At 45.6% G+C, this 16,839-nt stretch carries 14 protein-coding genes and 1 tRNA gene; 8 read left to right on the top strand and 7 right to left on the bottom strand.

Features of this window, described 5'->3' with window-relative positions:
• Positions 1 to 19 precede the first annotated feature (19 nt).
• From G451_RS28520 to G451_RS28515, 5 genes are all read right to left on the bottom strand, one after another.
• Positions 20 to 1,003, bottom strand: coding sequence for a BMP family lipoprotein (locus G451_RS28520; protein WP_051261325.1), 984 nt, complete (start codon positions 1,001 to 1,003; stop codon positions 20 to 22).
• A 258-nt stretch (positions 1,004 to 1,261) separates the two neighbouring features.
• Positions 1,262 to 2,191: a cyclase family protein gene (locus G451_RS0109445; RefSeq protein ID WP_034641494.1), complete on the bottom strand. Its 930-nt coding sequence runs from the start codon at positions 2,189 to 2,191 to the stop codon at positions 1,262 to 1,264.
• A gap of 85 nt (positions 2,192 to 2,276) precedes the next feature.
• Complete coding sequence (rihC, locus tag G451_RS0109440) at positions 2,277 to 3,200, bottom strand: ribonucleoside hydrolase RihC (RefSeq protein WP_027184070.1); 924 nt, start codon at positions 3,198 to 3,200, stop codon at positions 2,277 to 2,279.
• On the bottom strand, positions 3,193 to 3,921 hold the full coding sequence (locus G451_RS0109435; RefSeq protein ID WP_027184069.1) for an HAD family hydrolase: 729 nt from the start codon (positions 3,919 to 3,921) through the stop codon (positions 3,193 to 3,195). The genes rihC and G451_RS0109435 overlap by 8 nt, the downstream gene beginning before the upstream one ends.
• 122 nt (positions 3,922 to 4,043) lie before the next feature.
• A complete protein-coding gene (locus tag G451_RS28515) occupies positions 4,044 to 5,447 on the bottom strand; it encodes a coproporphyrinogen-III oxidase family protein (RefSeq protein ID WP_034641537.1) in 1,404 nt (467 codons plus the stop codon).
• 1,475 nt (positions 5,448 to 6,922) lie between these two features.
• Here G451_RS28515 and G451_RS0109420 point away from each other — a divergent pair.
• The 5 genes from G451_RS0109420 to G451_RS0109395 all read left to right on the top strand — a co-directional run bounded on the left by G451_RS0109420 (position 6,923) and on the right by G451_RS0109395 (position 11,209).
• Positions 6,923 to 8,170, top strand: coding sequence for an ABC transporter substrate-binding protein (locus G451_RS0109420; RefSeq protein WP_027184067.1), 1,248 nt, complete (start codon positions 6,923 to 6,925; stop codon positions 8,168 to 8,170).
• Complete coding sequence (locus G451_RS0109415; RefSeq protein WP_027184066.1) at positions 8,167 to 8,856, top strand: GTP-binding protein; 690 nt, start codon at positions 8,167 to 8,169, stop codon at positions 8,854 to 8,856. Before G451_RS0109420 ends, G451_RS0109415 begins: the two co-directional genes overlap by 4 nt.
• 2 nt (positions 8,857 to 8,858) lie before the next feature.
• A complete protein-coding gene (locus tag G451_RS0109410) occupies positions 8,859 to 9,851 on the top strand; it encodes an ATP-binding cassette domain-containing protein (protein WP_027184065.1) in 993 nt (330 codons plus the stop codon).
• A 427-nt stretch (positions 9,852 to 10,278) separates the two neighbouring features.
• Positions 10,279 to 10,497: a BrnA antitoxin family protein gene (locus G451_RS28510; protein ID WP_034641490.1), complete on the top strand. Its 219-nt coding sequence runs from the start codon at positions 10,279 to 10,281 to the stop codon at positions 10,495 to 10,497.
• An 82-nt stretch (positions 10,498 to 10,579) separates the two neighbouring features.
• The gene (locus G451_RS0109395; protein ID WP_027184063.1) at positions 10,580 to 11,209 is read left to right on the top strand and encodes a hypothetical protein; all 630 of its coding nucleotides are present in this window, start codon (positions 10,580 to 10,582) and stop codon (positions 11,207 to 11,209) included.
• Positions 11,210 to 11,412: 203 nt separating this feature from the next.
• On the opposite strand, the gene G451_RS0109390 is transcribed toward G451_RS0109395, so the two are convergent.
• Positions 11,413 to 11,489 (bottom strand) — tRNA-Arg (locus G451_RS0109390).
• A 145-nt stretch (positions 11,490 to 11,634) separates the two neighbouring features.
• On the opposite strand from G451_RS0109390, the gene G451_RS28505 reads away from it, so the two are divergent.
• Positions 11,635 to 12,921, top strand: a complete 1,287-nt coding sequence (locus G451_RS28505; RefSeq protein WP_051261324.1) for a bifunctional folylpolyglutamate synthase/dihydrofolate synthase — start codon at positions 11,635 to 11,637, stop codon at positions 12,919 to 12,921.
• A gap of 1 nt (position 12,922) precedes the next feature.
• Here G451_RS28505 and G451_RS0109375 read toward each other — a convergent pair whose 3' ends face one another.
• Positions 12,923 to 14,596, bottom strand: a complete 1,674-nt coding sequence (locus G451_RS0109375; RefSeq protein ID WP_156921569.1) for a right-handed parallel beta-helix repeat-containing protein — start codon at positions 14,594 to 14,596, stop codon at positions 12,923 to 12,925.
• Between the two features lie 435 nt (positions 14,597 to 15,031).
• On the opposite strand from G451_RS0109375, the gene G451_RS0109370 reads away from it, so the two are divergent.
• Positions 15,032 to 15,388: a helix-turn-helix transcriptional regulator gene (locus G451_RS0109370; protein WP_027184061.1), complete on the top strand. Its 357-nt coding sequence runs from the start codon at positions 15,032 to 15,034 to the stop codon at positions 15,386 to 15,388.
• 4 nt (positions 15,389 to 15,392) lie between these two features.
• Complete coding sequence (locus tag G451_RS0109365) at positions 15,393 to 16,814, top strand: SLC13 family permease (RefSeq protein WP_027184060.1); 1,422 nt, start codon at positions 15,393 to 15,395, stop codon at positions 16,812 to 16,814.
• Positions 16,815 to 16,839: the final 25 nt, after the last annotated feature.

Here is a 16,839-nt window from a genome sequence, read left to right as displayed (position 1 = left end):
TGACAGACACGACAGGAATCTAGGACAACATATCCGTCACGATGATTTCTCCATTGATGATCTTTTCTTTGATCTCCTCAATCTTTTTCAAGACTTCAATAGAAATGGTATCGCGTGTATATTTCATCTCGCTGAGGCTCACACCGCCATTTTTAAGGCCGTAGTATGTTACGCCCGGTGCAAAATCCCCTTTCAATATTGCTTTGAGTGCATTGTACGAGGCAACATCCAATCGTTTGATCATGCTGGTTAACACGACTCCCTTGGCCAAGGAATCCTGGTCAGAGTCCACACCAATGGCATGATGTCCCGATTGGCGAGCGGCTTCGATAACGCCATTACCGGTCAATCCCGCAACCGCAAAGATTATATCAGCGCCTTGGCCATACAACGTCATCGCCAGCTCATACCCTTTTTGAGGCTCAGCAAAGCCGGAAAAATCCCTCGCAAGCGAAAGATATTCAACACGCGTCTTCACATTCGGATTCGTATATAGAGCACCTTCGCAATATCCCTGCTCAAAAGCAGGGACTGGAGAAATGGTCGTTCCGCCGATAAACCCCACAATGTCGGTCTTTGTCACATAGCCAGCCAGCGCTCCAGCTAAGAAGGAGCCTTCGTGCTGCTGAAACATGACGACCGAAATATTGGAAACGTCTTCAACAGGGACTTCAAAAAAAACAAATTTTTTATCCGGATGGGTATGAGCCGTTTCTTCAGCAAGCCCAGCGTGCTGGGCACCGAGGAGAATAATAATATCGGATTGCTCGACGATGTTAAGGAAGTCTTCTTCCGTGCTCTCTCCGGAGCTATTAGGCTCAAGGACAAGAAGCCTGAAATTGTATTCCTGCTGCGCTTTCAAAATTCCGCTGAATGCCATGTCATTATAGGATAAATCATCCCGCCCGGAGGCGCCAGTGACGCAACCGACAAGAGGAGAAGCCGTGCAATCGAGAGCAGACCTCCGTGAAAGACGCTGCGATACACATACCCGCTTCATCATGATACCTTCCGTTTAAACGAGATGTAATCTCTCAGGCATTCCCTCAAGAGGAATAATGCCCTGATGTGTTTTTAATAATGTCACATCGTGGAAATGCCGAAACGAATCCACAGAATTGACTTCACAAAGTACAAACAGAACTTGATAAACATGCCTCTGCCAACCAGAAGAAACCATCATAAGAAAAGCATCAGTCTTACCGTTCTGTCTTGCTGCATGTTCAACGCTTTGCGCTCAAGCAAGAGGCCTGTATGTATATTATTTGATCGCATACGGATTGATGGGTGAACCCACTGCTCCTCGAATAGGCAGTGGCGGAGCAACAAAAAAGAATTCATAGCGTTTATCACGATGACAATTTGCAGCAAGCTCACTGAGGTCAAAAATCTCCCCAACGAGCATACCCATGTTGGGGATTAAGGCTTGGTGAAGAGGTTGAAAAGCTCCCTCAATTTCATGAGGTTTGACTTCCAATCCCCACGTATCAATAGCAATAGCTGCAACGTTTCGATTATGCAGCCACTCACACATCCAAAGCGATAACCCGGGCGCATCATCTTCTACAAATCCAGACCAATTATTATCGCGAGCTTGCTCAAGAGTACCAGTCCTTATCAAGACGATATCTCCCCTCCCAACATGTGATGTTTCTCCCTGAAATTCGATACACGCTTCAATATCTTCAATGGTTATGGCGTAACCAATCTCAAGAGCCTCGCATTCTTTAAAACGTGCAATGTCCAGGAGCACCCCCCGACCAGCGACCTTTCCGTGTATTGCGGAAATACTATTCTTTTGCGCACCGTTTGATGATATCTCCTTTGCCCCATACCCATTCCACATTTTCCCTCTATCAAAAATATGTCCAAGGGCATCCCAGTGTGTTCCTGCTTGCAAAGGCATGGTTATCAAATCATCAGCATAGCCGAATCCGTGAGGAAAATATGACGTTGAATCTCGGCCGGTGTTGAGCATATACAGTTGCGGATTTATTCTTCCATAATTCCCTTTTTGCGGTCCATTTGAAGCCAGTTCAATGGCCAAAGGAAAAATATCACCTGTCAACACTAATCGTGAAGCGTTGAGAACATCACTCTTTTGAATATAATTCAGCGTTCCCAATTCATCAGAATCGCCCCACTTTCCCCAATTTCTCACCTTTTCAAACAATTTATAAAGCAATTCCATTTTGACTCTCCCTCCAGGTCATCCAACCAAGACGCACCCATGCATGATGGCTGTTTCTTGAACAGCTCTATGACCTCGTTTCTATTCAGCCTTGAAGAGGACGGGAAAAAAGATCGATGAACCAGTTCTCAAAACGTGGCGTATCCAAACCGATACAAACTTCAACATTGGGTTGTTGATTAAACTTTCCATCCAAATCGACAACTGTAGCGCCTTCCAGATACTGAGATTCCGTTTCCACGGTAACGAATGCATCTATAGTCGTGAACATATCTGGCTGGAGTAAAAAACAAATCGTAGTCAAGTCATGCATCAACCATCCATCAGTATATTTACATGTGTATTGCTGAAACATTTCACACATCATCTGGCTATTTTTATTGTCCGAACCAAGCATAGCAAGAGTATCTCGTGTCACGATTGCATTTCGTGTAACATCAAGACCACACATAACAAGAGGAAGACCACAATGAAGGACTTTTTTGGCCGCATGTGGATCGACATAAAAATTAAATTCAGCATGCGGAGTCTTGTTGCCACGTTTGCAACTCCCCCCCATAAATATAATTTTTTTGATGTTTTTTTTGCATTCGGGATACATAACCAAAAGAAGGGCAATATTGGTCAACGGCCCTAACGTCACGAGAATTACCGGAGTTGGGCTATTTACAACAACGTCGTAAATTGCCTCTACTGAATGCTTTGCTAATGGCTGCCGGCTTGATGTTGGAATATCCAAACCGCCTATGCCCGAGCTGCCGTGGATCGAGCTGGCATCTTCGAAGGGCTTGAGAAGGGGCCCTGAGGCCCCTTGGGAAACGGGTATATCCTGTCCATAATACTCAACAAGATTCAATGCATTCTTTGTCGTCTTGTCCACGGATACATTGCCCGCTACAGTAGAAATCAATTTAATATCTATTTCATCTAACAGGAATGCGGCAGCCAAAGCCACCGCATCATCAATTCCTGGGTCCGTGTCAATAATGACAGGTATGCTCTTATCCACAAAGCGTTCCTTCGAAGATGTCTTCGCACTCGCTCAATGATGTAATAGTATAATCTTGTCCCCACTCCGGCACGCTGCTATCAGAACGATGAATGAGGACGGAGATAAGTCCTGCAGCATTGGCGCATTCAATATCTTTGGGTTCATTGCCGACATAGACTGCTTCTGCCGGTTCACAATCAGCCTCAAGACATAACATCAGCAATCCCTTTGGATTGGGCTTCCTCACGCCGACTTGAACAGAGGTTTTCCAGCTATCCATCAGTTCAAGAAGATCGACTTGTTCCAGGTCGTCCGCAATGAAATGCTCCGGCATACCATAAGCAACATCGGTCAAGGCTCCAATATACACCCCGTTTTCTCGAAAGTTATTGAGAACCTGGACGGTTTCTCTATAAGGTGTAAGGGTCTGCCTGAAATAATCGAAAAAAGCACGGGATGCCCTCTGATGCAATGTGATATCGACTCCAATAACATCAATGGCTCCAGTGAATATGTGTTCGGCATCATATTCAACTTCGCGGGCAACCTTTCGTGTATTAAACTGCTCCATATACTCTTCGAGTAAATCCAACCGATCCATTGACGGCTCTACCCCAATCTGCGCGAGTGCTCTCGTCCAGGCTTCCGGGTAGTGGTCTTTCCAATTGAGTGGAATCGCTTTGTATGTATACAACGTTTCCCCCATATCGAAAAAGGCCGCTCTGAGTTCTCTCTTCATACACGTGTCCTTCGTTTGTAGGCATTATAACCATGCCACATAGTCACCATCCCTGCTGGACAAAGTATCTACTCTCACGTTGGCCACGTCTTCAACCGTATCGCCCAACACGTTAAGGCAGACTAATTATCTTTTGCCTTTGATTTCTCAACACACGATGCGTGAAGGCCTTGATAAAATTCATGATCTGCATCAACCACTTTGGGAGAACAAAACAGCCAGGAGAGGTTATCTCTATATTTGTATCCTTTAGGAGTAAGTTGCAAACGGGTAGCACCCACGCGTTGCAAGAGACCATGATGTTCTGCCGCATCAAGAATCGGTGTAAAGAGGTCCTTGTGGGACTCCCAATTGTATGGTTCAAGCTGCTGTAAATCTAAATCAAACAAATCTAAAACAAGTCGCTTACGAATCCGTTCCTCATCGTTATATTCAAATCCAACGGAGACTGTCTCAATGCCGTTGTCAATATCAGAAATATATTTTTTGACTTTATCCAACGATGGCTGGGTGTCTGTATTCAGTAAATAATCGACAGTGTTGGTGTAGGTCCTTGCTCCTGCACCAATGCCCAAATATGGAACACCGTGAAACTGGAGGCATTTCTGAATATACCCACCACGCCCCTGTTGTTTATAACGAATATTCGTCTCTGGAATATATCCTGCACTGAGAATTGTTTTTCGTGCATAGTCATAACGATTATAAAGCGCTGGGTCTCTGTGATACGAATATGCGCCGGTTTGAGCAAACAGTGCATCGGGGCGAACGGTTAAAAAATAGGTACTGATGGTCTGGGGGGCAAAGGAAATCAATGCATCAACGCTAGATTTCCATAATTCATCCGTTTGCCCTGCAAATCCATTAATGAGATCAACGGAGAGATTGGGTAATGGACTTTTATTGACAATCTCAAAGGCCTTTACAATAGTTTCTACATTGGCATTCCCACGGCCAGCTTGTTTCAATTCCGAGGAATCAAGCGACTGCACCCCCATATTGACCCTGGTCACACCGTTGTCGATAAGAAAATTTAAAAAGTCCGGATCGTCAGCAATAGAATCTGGTGTTGCTTCAAGGCAAACCTCATACGAACTATTTCTCCAATTGGGATATATTGTCGATAAGGCTGTAAAAAGAGAAAGAAAGTTTTGCCTGGACAATAACGTTGGCGTTCCACCTCCAAAATACACCGTACGCAGCGTCCTGCTCTGGAGCACTTTCTCGTATCGAAAGAGTTGCTTCACCACAGCATCGATATATGCGTCGTACAAATCTTGATCACGAGAGACCACGGTGTAAAGGTTGCAGTATCCACATTTATACCGACAAAACGGCACATGAATGTAGAGATTCAGTTCATCGGTCAAAGAATTCTTTTTATCCTCCTCCCATATTTCGTCCCAGGTCAAAGGTGATTTCAACTCTCGATAAGAAGACCTGGGAGGATAACAATATAAATACGGAGGAATCTCACCCTTGCTAATGCTATCTCCCAATATTTCGATGTACTCATTACCGCTCATGTTGCACTCCTTGCTATACGATTGCAAAACATCATTGATAACGATTTGCCACAGTGATGAATAAGATCGCTTATCTAGCAAACAGACAAATAGATCAGCGCCTCTTTTGGCGAATCAATGTCCCTCATTGACGAATTGTTGCGTTATTAGGTCTTCTCACTTGCTTATAAGAAGCTATACCTCCTTTTTGGAATTGCCACTCTACTCAAGTATTGCCCGCAATTTCCATAGAAATACAATACAAAACGCATACACATATTGCATTTTTTAAATAATTCTCACAACAATTTTACTACTATAACAATAAATCAGCATTTCAACCATGCACAACGCAATTATACCATCATAATAAAACTATTATAAAAAATATTTTCATCAAAAAAACAATATTCAACAGTAGAATTGCAATATATAATTATTTTTTTTGATTTTAATGAGTAATCAATGCCAAATCAGTGCGGATTATCAATAAACATCACATGAAGTGCTGCGTTCAAAAGAATCTAAACAACTTCGAACCCCAAACAGGAAAGTACCTGTCCATATGTCCACTTTTTCGACCTTCCTTACGATGCTCTTTTTTAACCGCACAAAAAAACATAGTGCAGACGCACTCAATCTCCATACAACCTATTTTTAATAGGTCTTTTTATGTTTTTCTTTCTATGAGTCAAGCACAATATGCCTTTGAAATACCCACAAAATCAGAATACCTCTAGAACATCACAAATCAACCAGGCGTAACATAAAGAAATAACTAAATTAATCTTTAAAAATACAGACACAATAAAAAAACAATTATTTATCATGCAAACACGAAATAACAATAAAACATGATACATCCCTCCAAAACACTCTCCCGATGTACAGGCTTCCCCAATTCTCAGATCTCTTTTTTATGAAAGATAAATGCAAAGGAGAAAAATGGGAACAATCTCAGATAGATATCGAAGACGACAACGATAGAAAAATCAATTGCATAACACGAGATGGAATGCGATGCCGAAACAACAACTGAACGTATTCTCAGAAAGCACAAAATGGAATTGAAGAGGTGATATTTCTGCGCAGATTGAGACTCAAGCCCTCTCAATCTCCCAGCATCCTGGAACTTCGGAAGAGATGGGTGGCAACACGGTTGAATATTAATACATGCGGATATATATACCAAAAAGCATCTCTGAAACGAGACTTTGCGCAACAAGTGTACGCCCTGGAATTCTGAAATTGTTGGACCAACATGCTTATACCATTCAGTTTCTGATTCTGGTCCTTTGATGACGAGAGTTATGAAGATCGCTTTGTTCAAAACGCGACAAGATTTTCCTTCAGAATATTTTGACTGCCACGTAGACCAAGTCTACGATCCCAAAACCGTGCGCTTTCATATTGATGATTGTGTAGACAGTGCCGAGCTTTGCACCACTGTGCCCCCTAGACGCTAAACCATTTGAATCGAATTCCAGGAGTAAGATATGGACAATGTATCCACGAAAATACACGAGAACATGAGTGTTTATGAAATCTTGACGACATATCCTTATCTTATCAATTTATTCAAAGAACATGGTCTCGGCAAATTTGAACGACCCGAAATCCTTGAAAAATTGGGACCACTTTTAAAGTTGAAAACCCCTTTGTCGATGATGAAGATCAATAAAAAGGTGTTCATAGATCTCCTCAACCAAACCATAGAAAAGCATGAAACGGGTAGTGACTTTACGTTGTCAGAAAATCCGGAGTATCAGAAAAATTTAACATTGCTCGCACTGTTGCCGTGTGGTTTAAAAATGCCTTTTTCGAGAGCATTCGATGTTTTTGCTTCAGAATATAATGAAAATCATAGCGATTCATTAAAGTACTTGCTTGAAGGCAATGTAAATCACGAGCTTTCATACTATCAATACATCGACTCCATCGAGTCGTTTGATGAGCTTCCAGATGTCATCATCAGCTCTGATATTAACAGCTTTTATCACAAACCTTTTCAGCAAGGCTTTCTTGAAAAAAAAGGATTTGTAAGCCTGTATCCCGACACACTTCACGATGATTTTGAAAAAATCAGTTACGAGGATCCCGAACATCAATTCACCATGCTTTCGGCAAACCTTCTGGTTCTGGTTTCCATTGATGAGTTGCTTGAGGGAAAACCTGGTATTGAGTCATGGAAAGACATTTTAAAACCTGAGTTTCAAAACAGTGTCGTCATGCGGGGACAGGCTGAATTCTTCTGCAATGGTGTTTTACTTCCATTTTATGCTCTCTTTGGAATGGAGGGTATTGTAGATCTTGCTTGCTCGGTACGAACAGGTGTCCACCCCTCAGAGATGGTCAAGATGATCGACAGTGGCAAGCGTGATGTTGCTCCACTCTATATAATGCCATACTTTTTTGCTCGAAAGATCAAAGATAAAGGCCGTATCTCTATCCGTATTCCCAAAGAAGGAGCAATTGTCAGCCCTGTGCAGATGCTCGTCAAAAAAAGCGCTCAAGAGAGAGTTCGGGACATTACAGACTTCCTGTGCAGCGTCGAATTCGGTCAGTTGTGCGCAGATGCATATTTCCCCTCGGTACATCCGGATGTACGCAACACGACGTCCCATATTGAAAAACTGTATTGGATTGGCTGGGAGTTCTTGAAGCAGAACGACATTGGTGAGCTGAAAAAGCGCATAGAAGAAATATTCATGAAAGAGTTCCATAAAACCGGGGGATTTGTATGAGATTTATAACGGTCTCTGGGCCTCCTTCATCGGGGAAGACCAGTGTCATTGTAAAAACCATAGAGGAGCTTCAACGAAATGATTTGAAATGTGGAGTTGTAAAGTTTGATTGTCTCTCTGCACAAGACCAGCTTGTTTACCACACAAAGGGGATTCCTGTTAAAGTCGGACTTTCCGGCAATCTCTGTCCTGACCACTTTTATGTGAGTAATATCGAGGCTGCTGTCACATGGGCTCAGAATGAACAATTCGATTATCTCATCACGGAAAGCGCAGGGCTCTGCAACCGCTGCTCTCCCCATATCAAAAACATTCTTGCGGTTTGCGTTGTCGATAATTTGAGCGGCGTCAATACTCCCAAAAAGATTGGGCCCATGCTCAAGTCGGCCGATATTGTCGTAATTACCAAGGGTGATATTGTTTCCCAAGCAGAGCGCGAAGTTTTTGCGTTCAGAATCCGTCAGGTCAATCCGCGAGCACGGCTTATTCAGTTCAATGGTGTCACAGGACAAGGGAGCTTTTATCTCAAAGAAGCTTTTTCTGAGACAGGGGCAATCGATTCTCTTAAAGGAGCGAGTCTCCGTTTCACCATGCCCGGCGCACTATGTTCATACTGCCTTGGCGAGAGAGCAATCGGTGAGGATAAACAAATCGGCATTTCAAGACTCATGGAATTTAATGGATAACAATGAACAGATTTTCTGGACTGACGATAAAAGAACTTCTTGAACGGTTTCCCTGGGCTGAGGATTTTTTTACTTCCCACGAAATTGATTGTTCGAAATGGCAAGAAAGTTCCCTTGATGCACTCTGTGTTTCCTTAGGTGAAGAATTTTTTTCTGAAATAGGTTCGAGCCCCTCCCGTTTCTCAGAAGATTTTTTTCTTTTTATTCAGGAAATGAAATCTCTTGAAGAAACAGTCGGCAACCAAATCCAGTCTATTCGAATTTTACCCGGTTTGAATAAAATGGGTGAGCCTGAATCCCATGAAGTGGTACTCAACCAGGGAAAGCTTACTGCCATTGTCGGGCCAACAGGTTCAGGGAAAAGCAGACTTTTGGAAGATATCGAATGCCTGGCTCAAGCAGACACCCCGACAAAAAGAAAAATTCTGGTCGATGAGCGAGTACCGTCCTATGACACACGTTTCTCCAATGAAGGCCGGCTCATTGCACAGCTCTCACAAAACATGAATTTTGTTATGGACCTCTCCGTCCAAGATTTCCTCATCATGCATGCCGAAAGCAGACTGGTCGAGAATATTGGAGAGCTGGTTGAAACCATCTTTGAAAAGGCCAATGAATTAGCAGGAGAGCCTTTTAGTAAAACAACTCCGATCACACAGCTCTCAGGCGGGCAAAGCCGAGCGCTCATGATTGCCGATACCGCACTGCTCAGTCAGGCCCCCATTATTCTCATTGATGAAATAGAAAATGCCGGAGTGGATAAAAGCAAAGCGCTCGATCTTTTTGTTGATAACAATAAAATCGTTCTCATCGCGACCCACGACCCTTTTCTTGCTCTCAGTACAGACCAGAGAATTATCATTCGAAACGGAGGAATCGATAAGGTCATCCTCACAACCAGTGAAGAGAAAAAAAAGCTCGTCGAACTCAAAAAACTCGACGATGCCGCAATGCAGCTCCGCACACGCCTTCGCCGAGGAGAGGTTATTTGTTGAAAGGATTTCGAGTCTGTTCTTCAGGAGAAAAATCAACGAGGGCAATGCTCGCAGAAAAATAGAATAATCCAGCAACAAAAAATTTGCTGGCGGTAGAAAACGTAAGGTCATAACGCATCCACAGAACTGGACCGTGACCGTCTTTTCCCCACAACAGCAGGCCTCTGTTTAACGCTCGCACGTCAGCCCATACCGTCACCACTGTCGACCTCGATTAAAGCGTGCTTCATCCAAGACGTTACCTCCTGCGACAAGCGCGTGAATTCGATGCTATGGCGCAGTTTTTCCGGCTCCCAGGTAATCTGCAGGACTCAAAAAAGAGCCGTCCGGAGAAGCCAACCCAACCCTCTCGACAATTGTAAAAGTCGCAAAGGCGCTCAAGCTTCGCGTAACGTCCCAACCCGCACGATGATATCAGGATGCCAATATGCCGACAAAATATAAAGAAAACGGACAAACCATTGTTCGCTATACCGAAGAGGAACTGCGCGACCTCCCATCTCAAATCGATTGGGAGCGCGTCACAATCCGGCTCGACCATGACGTTTTACAGTGGTTTCGGACAAAGAAAAAGAAAGGCTATCAGACCGCCATCAACGCTGTTTTGAAAGCCTTTGTCGAAAGCCAGAAACAGAACGAAGCCTAGCCGGATTATCAAAACTCAAGATTTTCCTGATTTCTTCGGCATACATTCTGTGCGACAAGCAGAATAAAAACCGGAGGGATTCATGAAGAGGATAAGCGTTCTGGCAGTGGTTATGTGTTATATCTTGGCGGCGGGGAGAGCCTGGGCGGCGTTTCCTGAGCCGCCGGAGAACGCGAAGGCGGTCCAAACATTTTATTACAACACACCATTTGGCACAGAAGAAATGTACGTCAAATTATGGAAGGACGAAGAAGGCAACTTCTACCTGCATGTGAATCCAACCTGCGTACAAAAAACAGAAACAGAAGAAATATGCCCGTATCTTTCTTGGACCGTTTCGGCTGGCAGTGAATATGATTCTTCAATCCAACTCTATGATGAAAATATGAATATTGTCTCTCTCCTATTTGAGGTTAGCAATCAAGAAACGGTCCTTATTTGGAGTGAACTAATAAGATCAAGTTCAAAGTTCACCGTTGTTTTTGTAGGAGATGGGGAGCCTTTTTCGTACACCTACCCCGACGACTTCATCACCAACGCCCCCGAACCGCCCCCAACACCAACCACCACTTGTGACTGCGACGACACCGACAATGATGGCGTCCCCGACGCATGGGACCAATGCGCCGACACGCCCACAGGAACCCCTACAGACTCAAAGGGATGCCCGGCCCAAGCGGAAAAAATCATTATCCCGATAATGTTGCCATAAAACAAAACCTGGCAGTTCCAATCGTCCCCCCGCCCCAAATGATTGATTTCTGGTGTGAAGGACCGGAAACACAGCCCGGTCCACCCGCCAGGAGGAAGCCATGGCGCTATTAGAGACGACGCAAAAAGGTTGGAAAAGGCCGTGGGAGAAGAAGCCAGAACGCAAAAAAGCCACCTTCTTTCGAAAGTGGCTTTTGAAATATCTGGCGCGCCAGGGAGGATTCGAACCCACGACCGTCGGCTTAGAAGGCCGATGCTCTATCCGACTGAGCTACTGGCGCGCGAAGTTGGTTTACATATAAGAAGATGGGGCTTGGCGTCAAGATTTGTCTTGGACGTTTGGAGAAAAAATGGTTTCAAACTTGACAGATCGTCTTCAAGCCGACACAAACGGCGCATTTCCGTTTTGGAGGACATGTGTCTGCTATGCAAATTCCCCCTGCTATTCCGTTTGTTCATTTCTCCGATTTTACGGAGTACCTTGACCGCCTTGGGTTATTCCATATGGATTTAGGTCTTGAGCGTATTGCGTCGGCATTATCGCAACTCGGTTTGCACGAGAATGCTCCTTTAACTGTTCAGGTTGTCGGGACCAATGGGAAAGGTTCTACGGTGACGTTTCTGGAACGATTATTTTTCGAACATGGTCAAACAACGGGATTGTACACCTCCCCGCATTTTGTCGATGTTCGCGAACGCATCGCCATAAACGGCAAGGTTCTGGATAAAAATGTTTGGATCGACGCTGTCAATGCCGTATTGGCGGCTTCGTCATCCCGAGAAGCCGACCGGTTAACATACTTTGAACTTCTGACGGTTATGGCAGCCTGGCTTTTTCGAAAGAGCAACGTCAGTGTCCAGATTTATGAAGCCGGGCTTGGTGGAACGCACGACGCAACGACCGCCCTGCCTCGCCATATTCTTGCTGTCACCCCCATAGGTCTGGATCACACCGCGGTCCTCGGAGATACCCTTGAGGCCATTGCTTCGGATAAAGCTGGTGCCATATCTGCCGGTATGACGCTTGTTACCGGTATGCAGGAAAATTCTGTTTCTGTTACTCTGAGCCAGACAGCCTATGGCAATGATGCCGACATTGTTTTTGCACAAACGATTCTCGACCAGTGGGAAGCCCAAGGCTTTCCCGTGAATGAAATTCTCACGACGACACCATATCGTTTGCCCGGTGCATTCCAGACCGGTAACGCCGGCCTGGCTCTGGCAACCTTCTTTTTATCTTGCGAGAGTATTGGGGTTACACCTCAACCCGATGCCGTCCGTCGGGCTCTTTCTCATGCATTCCTTCCCGGACGTATGCAATTCCTTGGTACTAATCCGCAATTGCTCTTGGATGGAGCCCACAATCCACCTGCATTGCAGGTACTCCACCAAGAGCTTCAAAATCGCGGATTACGGCCCGAAGCAATCATTTATACCGCCCTGAAAGACAAAGATATCACCGCATGTGCCGAGTTCGTCCGCAAACTCAGTGACGGCCCCATTTTCGTTCCAGGTCTACCCGGCAATGAACGCTCCTATGACCCAGAAGAACTTGCGCATTTCATCGGACCACGCGCACAAGCCTACCCCGATCCGGTGAGTGCCCTCCAAGCTGCACAAGACACGACGCAATCACTCGTCCTTGTTTGCGGTTCACTCTACCTTGTCGGAGCGATTCTCCAACATGCAGGCTGGCAGCCCGATTCGTTGTAATTTATAACAACAGCAGAAGAGCAATGGCCGGTATCACCCCGGCCTTCTGCTGGACAAATGCTAATGCCCCCATATCTGCCCGAGTTCCGTCTGCATCAACTGGTAAAGTCGGATCTCCGGTGTCGATACACGGTGACTTTGTTGCATCATTCGTGGGTTCATGCGCCCAAGTCAAATTGAAATTTCCGCCTGCAGCATCAACAAATAACGGATCGGCAGCAATGCAGCCCGTTCCGAACCATGCCTCTCCTGTGCCGTTCATGATATCCGAGTATTGCAGAACAACAGAAACGCCCCCCCCACCGGAAGAATACGCGAACTCATCTGGGGCATCATTCCACAGAATATTGCTGGTCAATGTCGCTTGCCCGGTCCCTGCGTCGATATAGACATAAATCCCGCCAGCTTCACCGGAGGCGATGTTTCCGTACAGGGTATTGCTTTGAATGATCCCGGTCCCATTGACGGTGGCAAACGATAATCCCGCTCCAACATTGCCGCTTGTGTTGCTGTCGAAAATACTTTTCTTCACTGTAATGCTCGCATCATCAGCGACAGCACTCAATCCACCACCGTTGTTATCGGCATTGTTTTCAGTAAACACATTGTCGGAAAGCGTTGCCGTTCCGGCAATCATATCTATCCATGCGCCTGCTCCGTCTTCCCCTGCTCTGTTGCCCGTATGCACATTCGTTGAGTAGGCGAGCGTTCCATCATTTATATAGAGATGCGCCCCACCTCCACTTCCGATCGTCGCCGTATTCCTCAAAAAACTGTTGCGCGTTACGGAAGCTCTGCACGAGACGTTGCACCGCACGATTACGCCGCCACCACCGAGCCCGGCGGTATTGTCTGAAAAACTATTCGAATCCAGATTCAGTTCCGAATCTCCCCCGAGCTGATATGTCATGAGTCCGCCACCATCGGGGTTATCTCCACCGGATGCCATGTTGCCAGAAAACGTATTGCCGCTAATTGTCGCGCTGCTGGTTGCCTGAGAATAAAACATTGCCCCACCAGCATCACCGAAGGCATCGCTCGAACCAGTATTTGTGACACTGTTTCCCGAAAAAGTGGAGTTTACAAGCGCTCCCTCTCCACTCGTTGTTCCGACGAATAATCCTCCCACATTGCCACGAGAGGTATTACCGCTCACGAAAGATGACTGCACCGTAACGGTACCGCTTTCGCTGTTAAGATTGGCTCCTCCTCCAACACTTTCTCCACCGGTTGCCGTACTATTCATAATGCGGCAGCTCACAACAGTAATATCTGCGGCATTGGTTGCTACCAGAAGCGCTCCGCCATTTCCGGCAGTCTGCCCATTGCGGATTGTCAAATTCTCAAGCCGGATGGAGGCGTTATCCTGACTCGTCATGAGTGTAAGCACCTGAAAAGTTCCACCACCATCGAGGATCGTTGTATCCATGCCTGCTCCACGAATCGTCAAAGATTGATTTTCAGTGGAGACGTAGGAAAGTCCAGCAGCAAGGGAATACACCCCGGTAGAAACCTCAATCGTGTCATCTGCTCCATTATTGGACGCCGAATTCAATGCGGGTTGAAATTGGTCGATGTCTTCTACTGTAAACGTCGCTGAAAAGACAAAATTCGCTTTGGCAGTTATCGCCATCAACACAAAAATCAAAAATAGCAACATTTTCCTTGATTTCATGACCTTGCCCTCCATAACGAATAGCCTCCATGATATGAAATACCGGCATATTTACTCCATACCATCTCACGTCACTATTCAATAGTTACTTTGCAAAAAATGTTCACATACCATCAACTCTATATACTTTAAACCTACTACACATTTTCAGCACACAGCATATCCCATAACTCTTTCAAGAGTTATCTCGTAACATCCTTTATATTATGGATTAATATCTCAACATCAAATATTTAAAATTTCACATTCTGAGTATTCTACTGCATTTACTGCATTTTCTTCATCACCATACGTTTCACTACGTATTTCATACAAACCATTGACAAATTCTATGAAATATTCAGCGACGAGCGAAAACGCTCTTCCCAAATACTGCTATTTACATCTTACTGTAAAATACAGTAAGATGTTTAAAACAGTCCACAAGGAAACACTATGTCACCTAAGAAAAGAAAAGGATATCGTCATCTTCCCGCTTTCTTACTGCTCGCAGTAGCGCACGGCCCAGGACATGGAGCCGCTCTCCTGGTGCGTATGCAAGAGCTTTTACCGGTCAACGCTGTAGATTCCGGGGCCGTTTATCGAACACTGGCAGAGCTTGAAAAGGATGGCGAAATAAAAGGAACCTGGGACACCGAAAGCAGAGGCCCAGCAAAAAAAATATATCACATCACAGAAGCTGGCTGGGAGCAACTCAACTTTTGGCGAGAGGATATCACGTACCGTGTACGTCTCCTGACACGTTTTCTTGATCTCACGGACAATATCACCGCCAGTTCATCAAAGGAGTAAATCCGTGCCCTCATCGACACCGTCCGCCTCTTCCTCAACAGCAATCATGTCTATGACGCCACAACATAGAGCTGCACTTGTCGCTATTCTTCTTACGACTACGTTTTTGCTCGCCCACGGGTCGAAGAACGATACACTGCTCAATCCGGCTATCATCATTGTCTTATCCATCGTCTTATGGGCAACAAGCTGGATACCGGGGTGGCTGACCGGACTCGTTTTCTTTTCTCTTTGCATGGTTGCGCACGTCGCTCCGGCTGCTGATATTTTTGCCGGATTTACCTCATCCGCAACGTGGCTCATTTTATCTGGTTTGGTCATTGGCGCGTCCATACAGTATACCGGGCTCGGCGATCGATTGGCATCCGGTCTTGCTCCACGCATAGGCCGCTCTTTTGCCCGTGCCATTCTACTGGTTGCCTCCTTCAGTATAGCACTGGCGTTTGCCATGCCCTCCTCAATGGGACGTGTCCTTTTGTTATTGCCTATCTTGCGTGCGTTGGCCGACCATTTGGGGTATGCCGAAAACAGCAAGGGGCACCGAGGCATTATTCTCGCCGGTGTGTTTGGGACATTTTTACCGACATTTACCATTCTCCCATCCAATATTCCCAACAATGTCTTCGTCGGGACGCTGGAAACCGTTCTCGGTCTCACACCAACATTCGGGACATATCTGCTGTTACACTTTCCCGTCCTTGGTTTATTGAAATTGACCATACTGGCACTTCTCCTCATACGCTTATTTCACGACGAACCATCACCCACAACATATACAACACCAACATTTTCCCAACACATAACTCCACAAGAGATACACTTATCTATTGTTTTGGGTATCGCCGTCACGTTATGGGCCACGGACGCATGGCATGGTATATCAGCAGCTTGGGTCGGTATGCCAATTGCTGTCTGGTGCTTGTATCCGGGAAGCGGATTGTTGGGAAAAAATCCATCTACGGCGTTGAAAGTTGAACCGATTTTGTATGTTGCGGCCATTGTCAGCATGGGAGTTCTTGCAGATCAAAGCGGACTCGGAGCTTGGGTTGCTCACCATGTCGTACACCTTCTTCCCCTTGATCCCCAGACTCCTGAAATAAATTTCGGTATCTTGGCCGGTCTGTCTTCGCTCATGGGATTCGTCGTCACTATGCCCGGTATTCCACCTATCATGACGCCTCTTGTCCCTTCTCTGGTGCATGCCACAGATTGGTCTCCCCTCACCATCGCCATGACCCAAGTTGTTGCATTTTCAACGGTGATCCTCCCTTACCAGGCTCCACCACTTATTGTAGCAATCCAGTCCGGATATACCTCAACACGAGACGTCACCCGGACATGCCTCCTCATGGCCGCAATCACGCTTCTTGTCTTGTGGCCTTTGGACTATCTCTGGTGGATGTATTTAGGGATGTTTTCGTCGTAGAATCATCTGCGAAACAACCAATTGT

Source organism: Desulfovibrio inopinatus DSM 10711 (genome assembly GCF_000429305.1).
Taxonomy (GTDB): Bacteria; Desulfobacterota; Desulfovibrionia; order Desulfovibrionales; family Desulfovibrionaceae; genus Alteridesulfovibrio; species Alteridesulfovibrio inopinatus.
This window is presented reverse-complemented; position numbering and strand designations above follow the sequence as displayed.

What these genes read in the sequence shown, in the direction of transcription:
- G451_RS28520 (WP_051261325.1), bottom strand. Translation starts at nt 1,003, where the DNA reads ATGATGAAGCGGGTATGTGTATCGCAGCGTCTTTCACGGAGGTCTGCT.
- G451_RS0109445 (WP_034641494.1), bottom strand. Translation starts at nt 2,191, where the DNA reads ATGGAATTGCTTTATAAATTGTTTGAAAAGGTGAGAAATTGGGGAAAG.
- G451_RS0109435 (WP_027184069.1), bottom strand. Translation starts at nt 3,921, where the DNA reads ATGAAGAGAGAACTCAGAGCGGCCTTTTTCGATATGGGGGAAACGTTG.
- G451_RS28515 (WP_034641537.1), bottom strand. Translation starts at nt 5,447, where the DNA reads ATGAGCGGTAATGAGTACATCGAAATATTGGGAGATAGCATTAGCAAG.
- G451_RS0109420 (WP_027184067.1), top strand. Translation starts at nt 6,923, where the DNA reads ATGGACAATGTATCCACGAAAATACACGAGAACATGAGTGTTTATGAA.
- G451_RS0109415 (WP_027184066.1), top strand. Translation starts at nt 8,167, where the DNA reads ATGAGATTTATAACGGTCTCTGGGCCTCCTTCATCGGGGAAGACCAGT.
- G451_RS0109410 (WP_027184065.1), top strand. Translation starts at nt 8,859, where the DNA reads ATGAACAGATTTTCTGGACTGACGATAAAAGAACTTCTTGAACGGTTT.
- G451_RS28510 (WP_034641490.1), top strand. Translation starts at nt 10,279, where the DNA reads ATGCCGACAAAATATAAAGAAAACGGACAAACCATTGTTCGCTATACC.
- G451_RS0109395 (WP_027184063.1), top strand. Translation starts at nt 10,580, where the DNA reads ATGAAGAGGATAAGCGTTCTGGCAGTGGTTATGTGTTATATCTTGGCG.
- G451_RS28505 (WP_051261324.1), top strand. Translation starts at nt 11,635, where the DNA reads ATGCAAATTCCCCCTGCTATTCCGTTTGTTCATTTCTCCGATTTTACG.
- G451_RS0109375 (WP_156921569.1), bottom strand. Translation starts at nt 14,596, where the DNA reads ATGAAATCAAGGAAAATGTTGCTATTTTTGATTTTTGTGTTGATGGCG.
- G451_RS0109370 (WP_027184061.1), top strand. Translation starts at nt 15,032, where the DNA reads ATGTCACCTAAGAAAAGAAAAGGATATCGTCATCTTCCCGCTTTCTTA.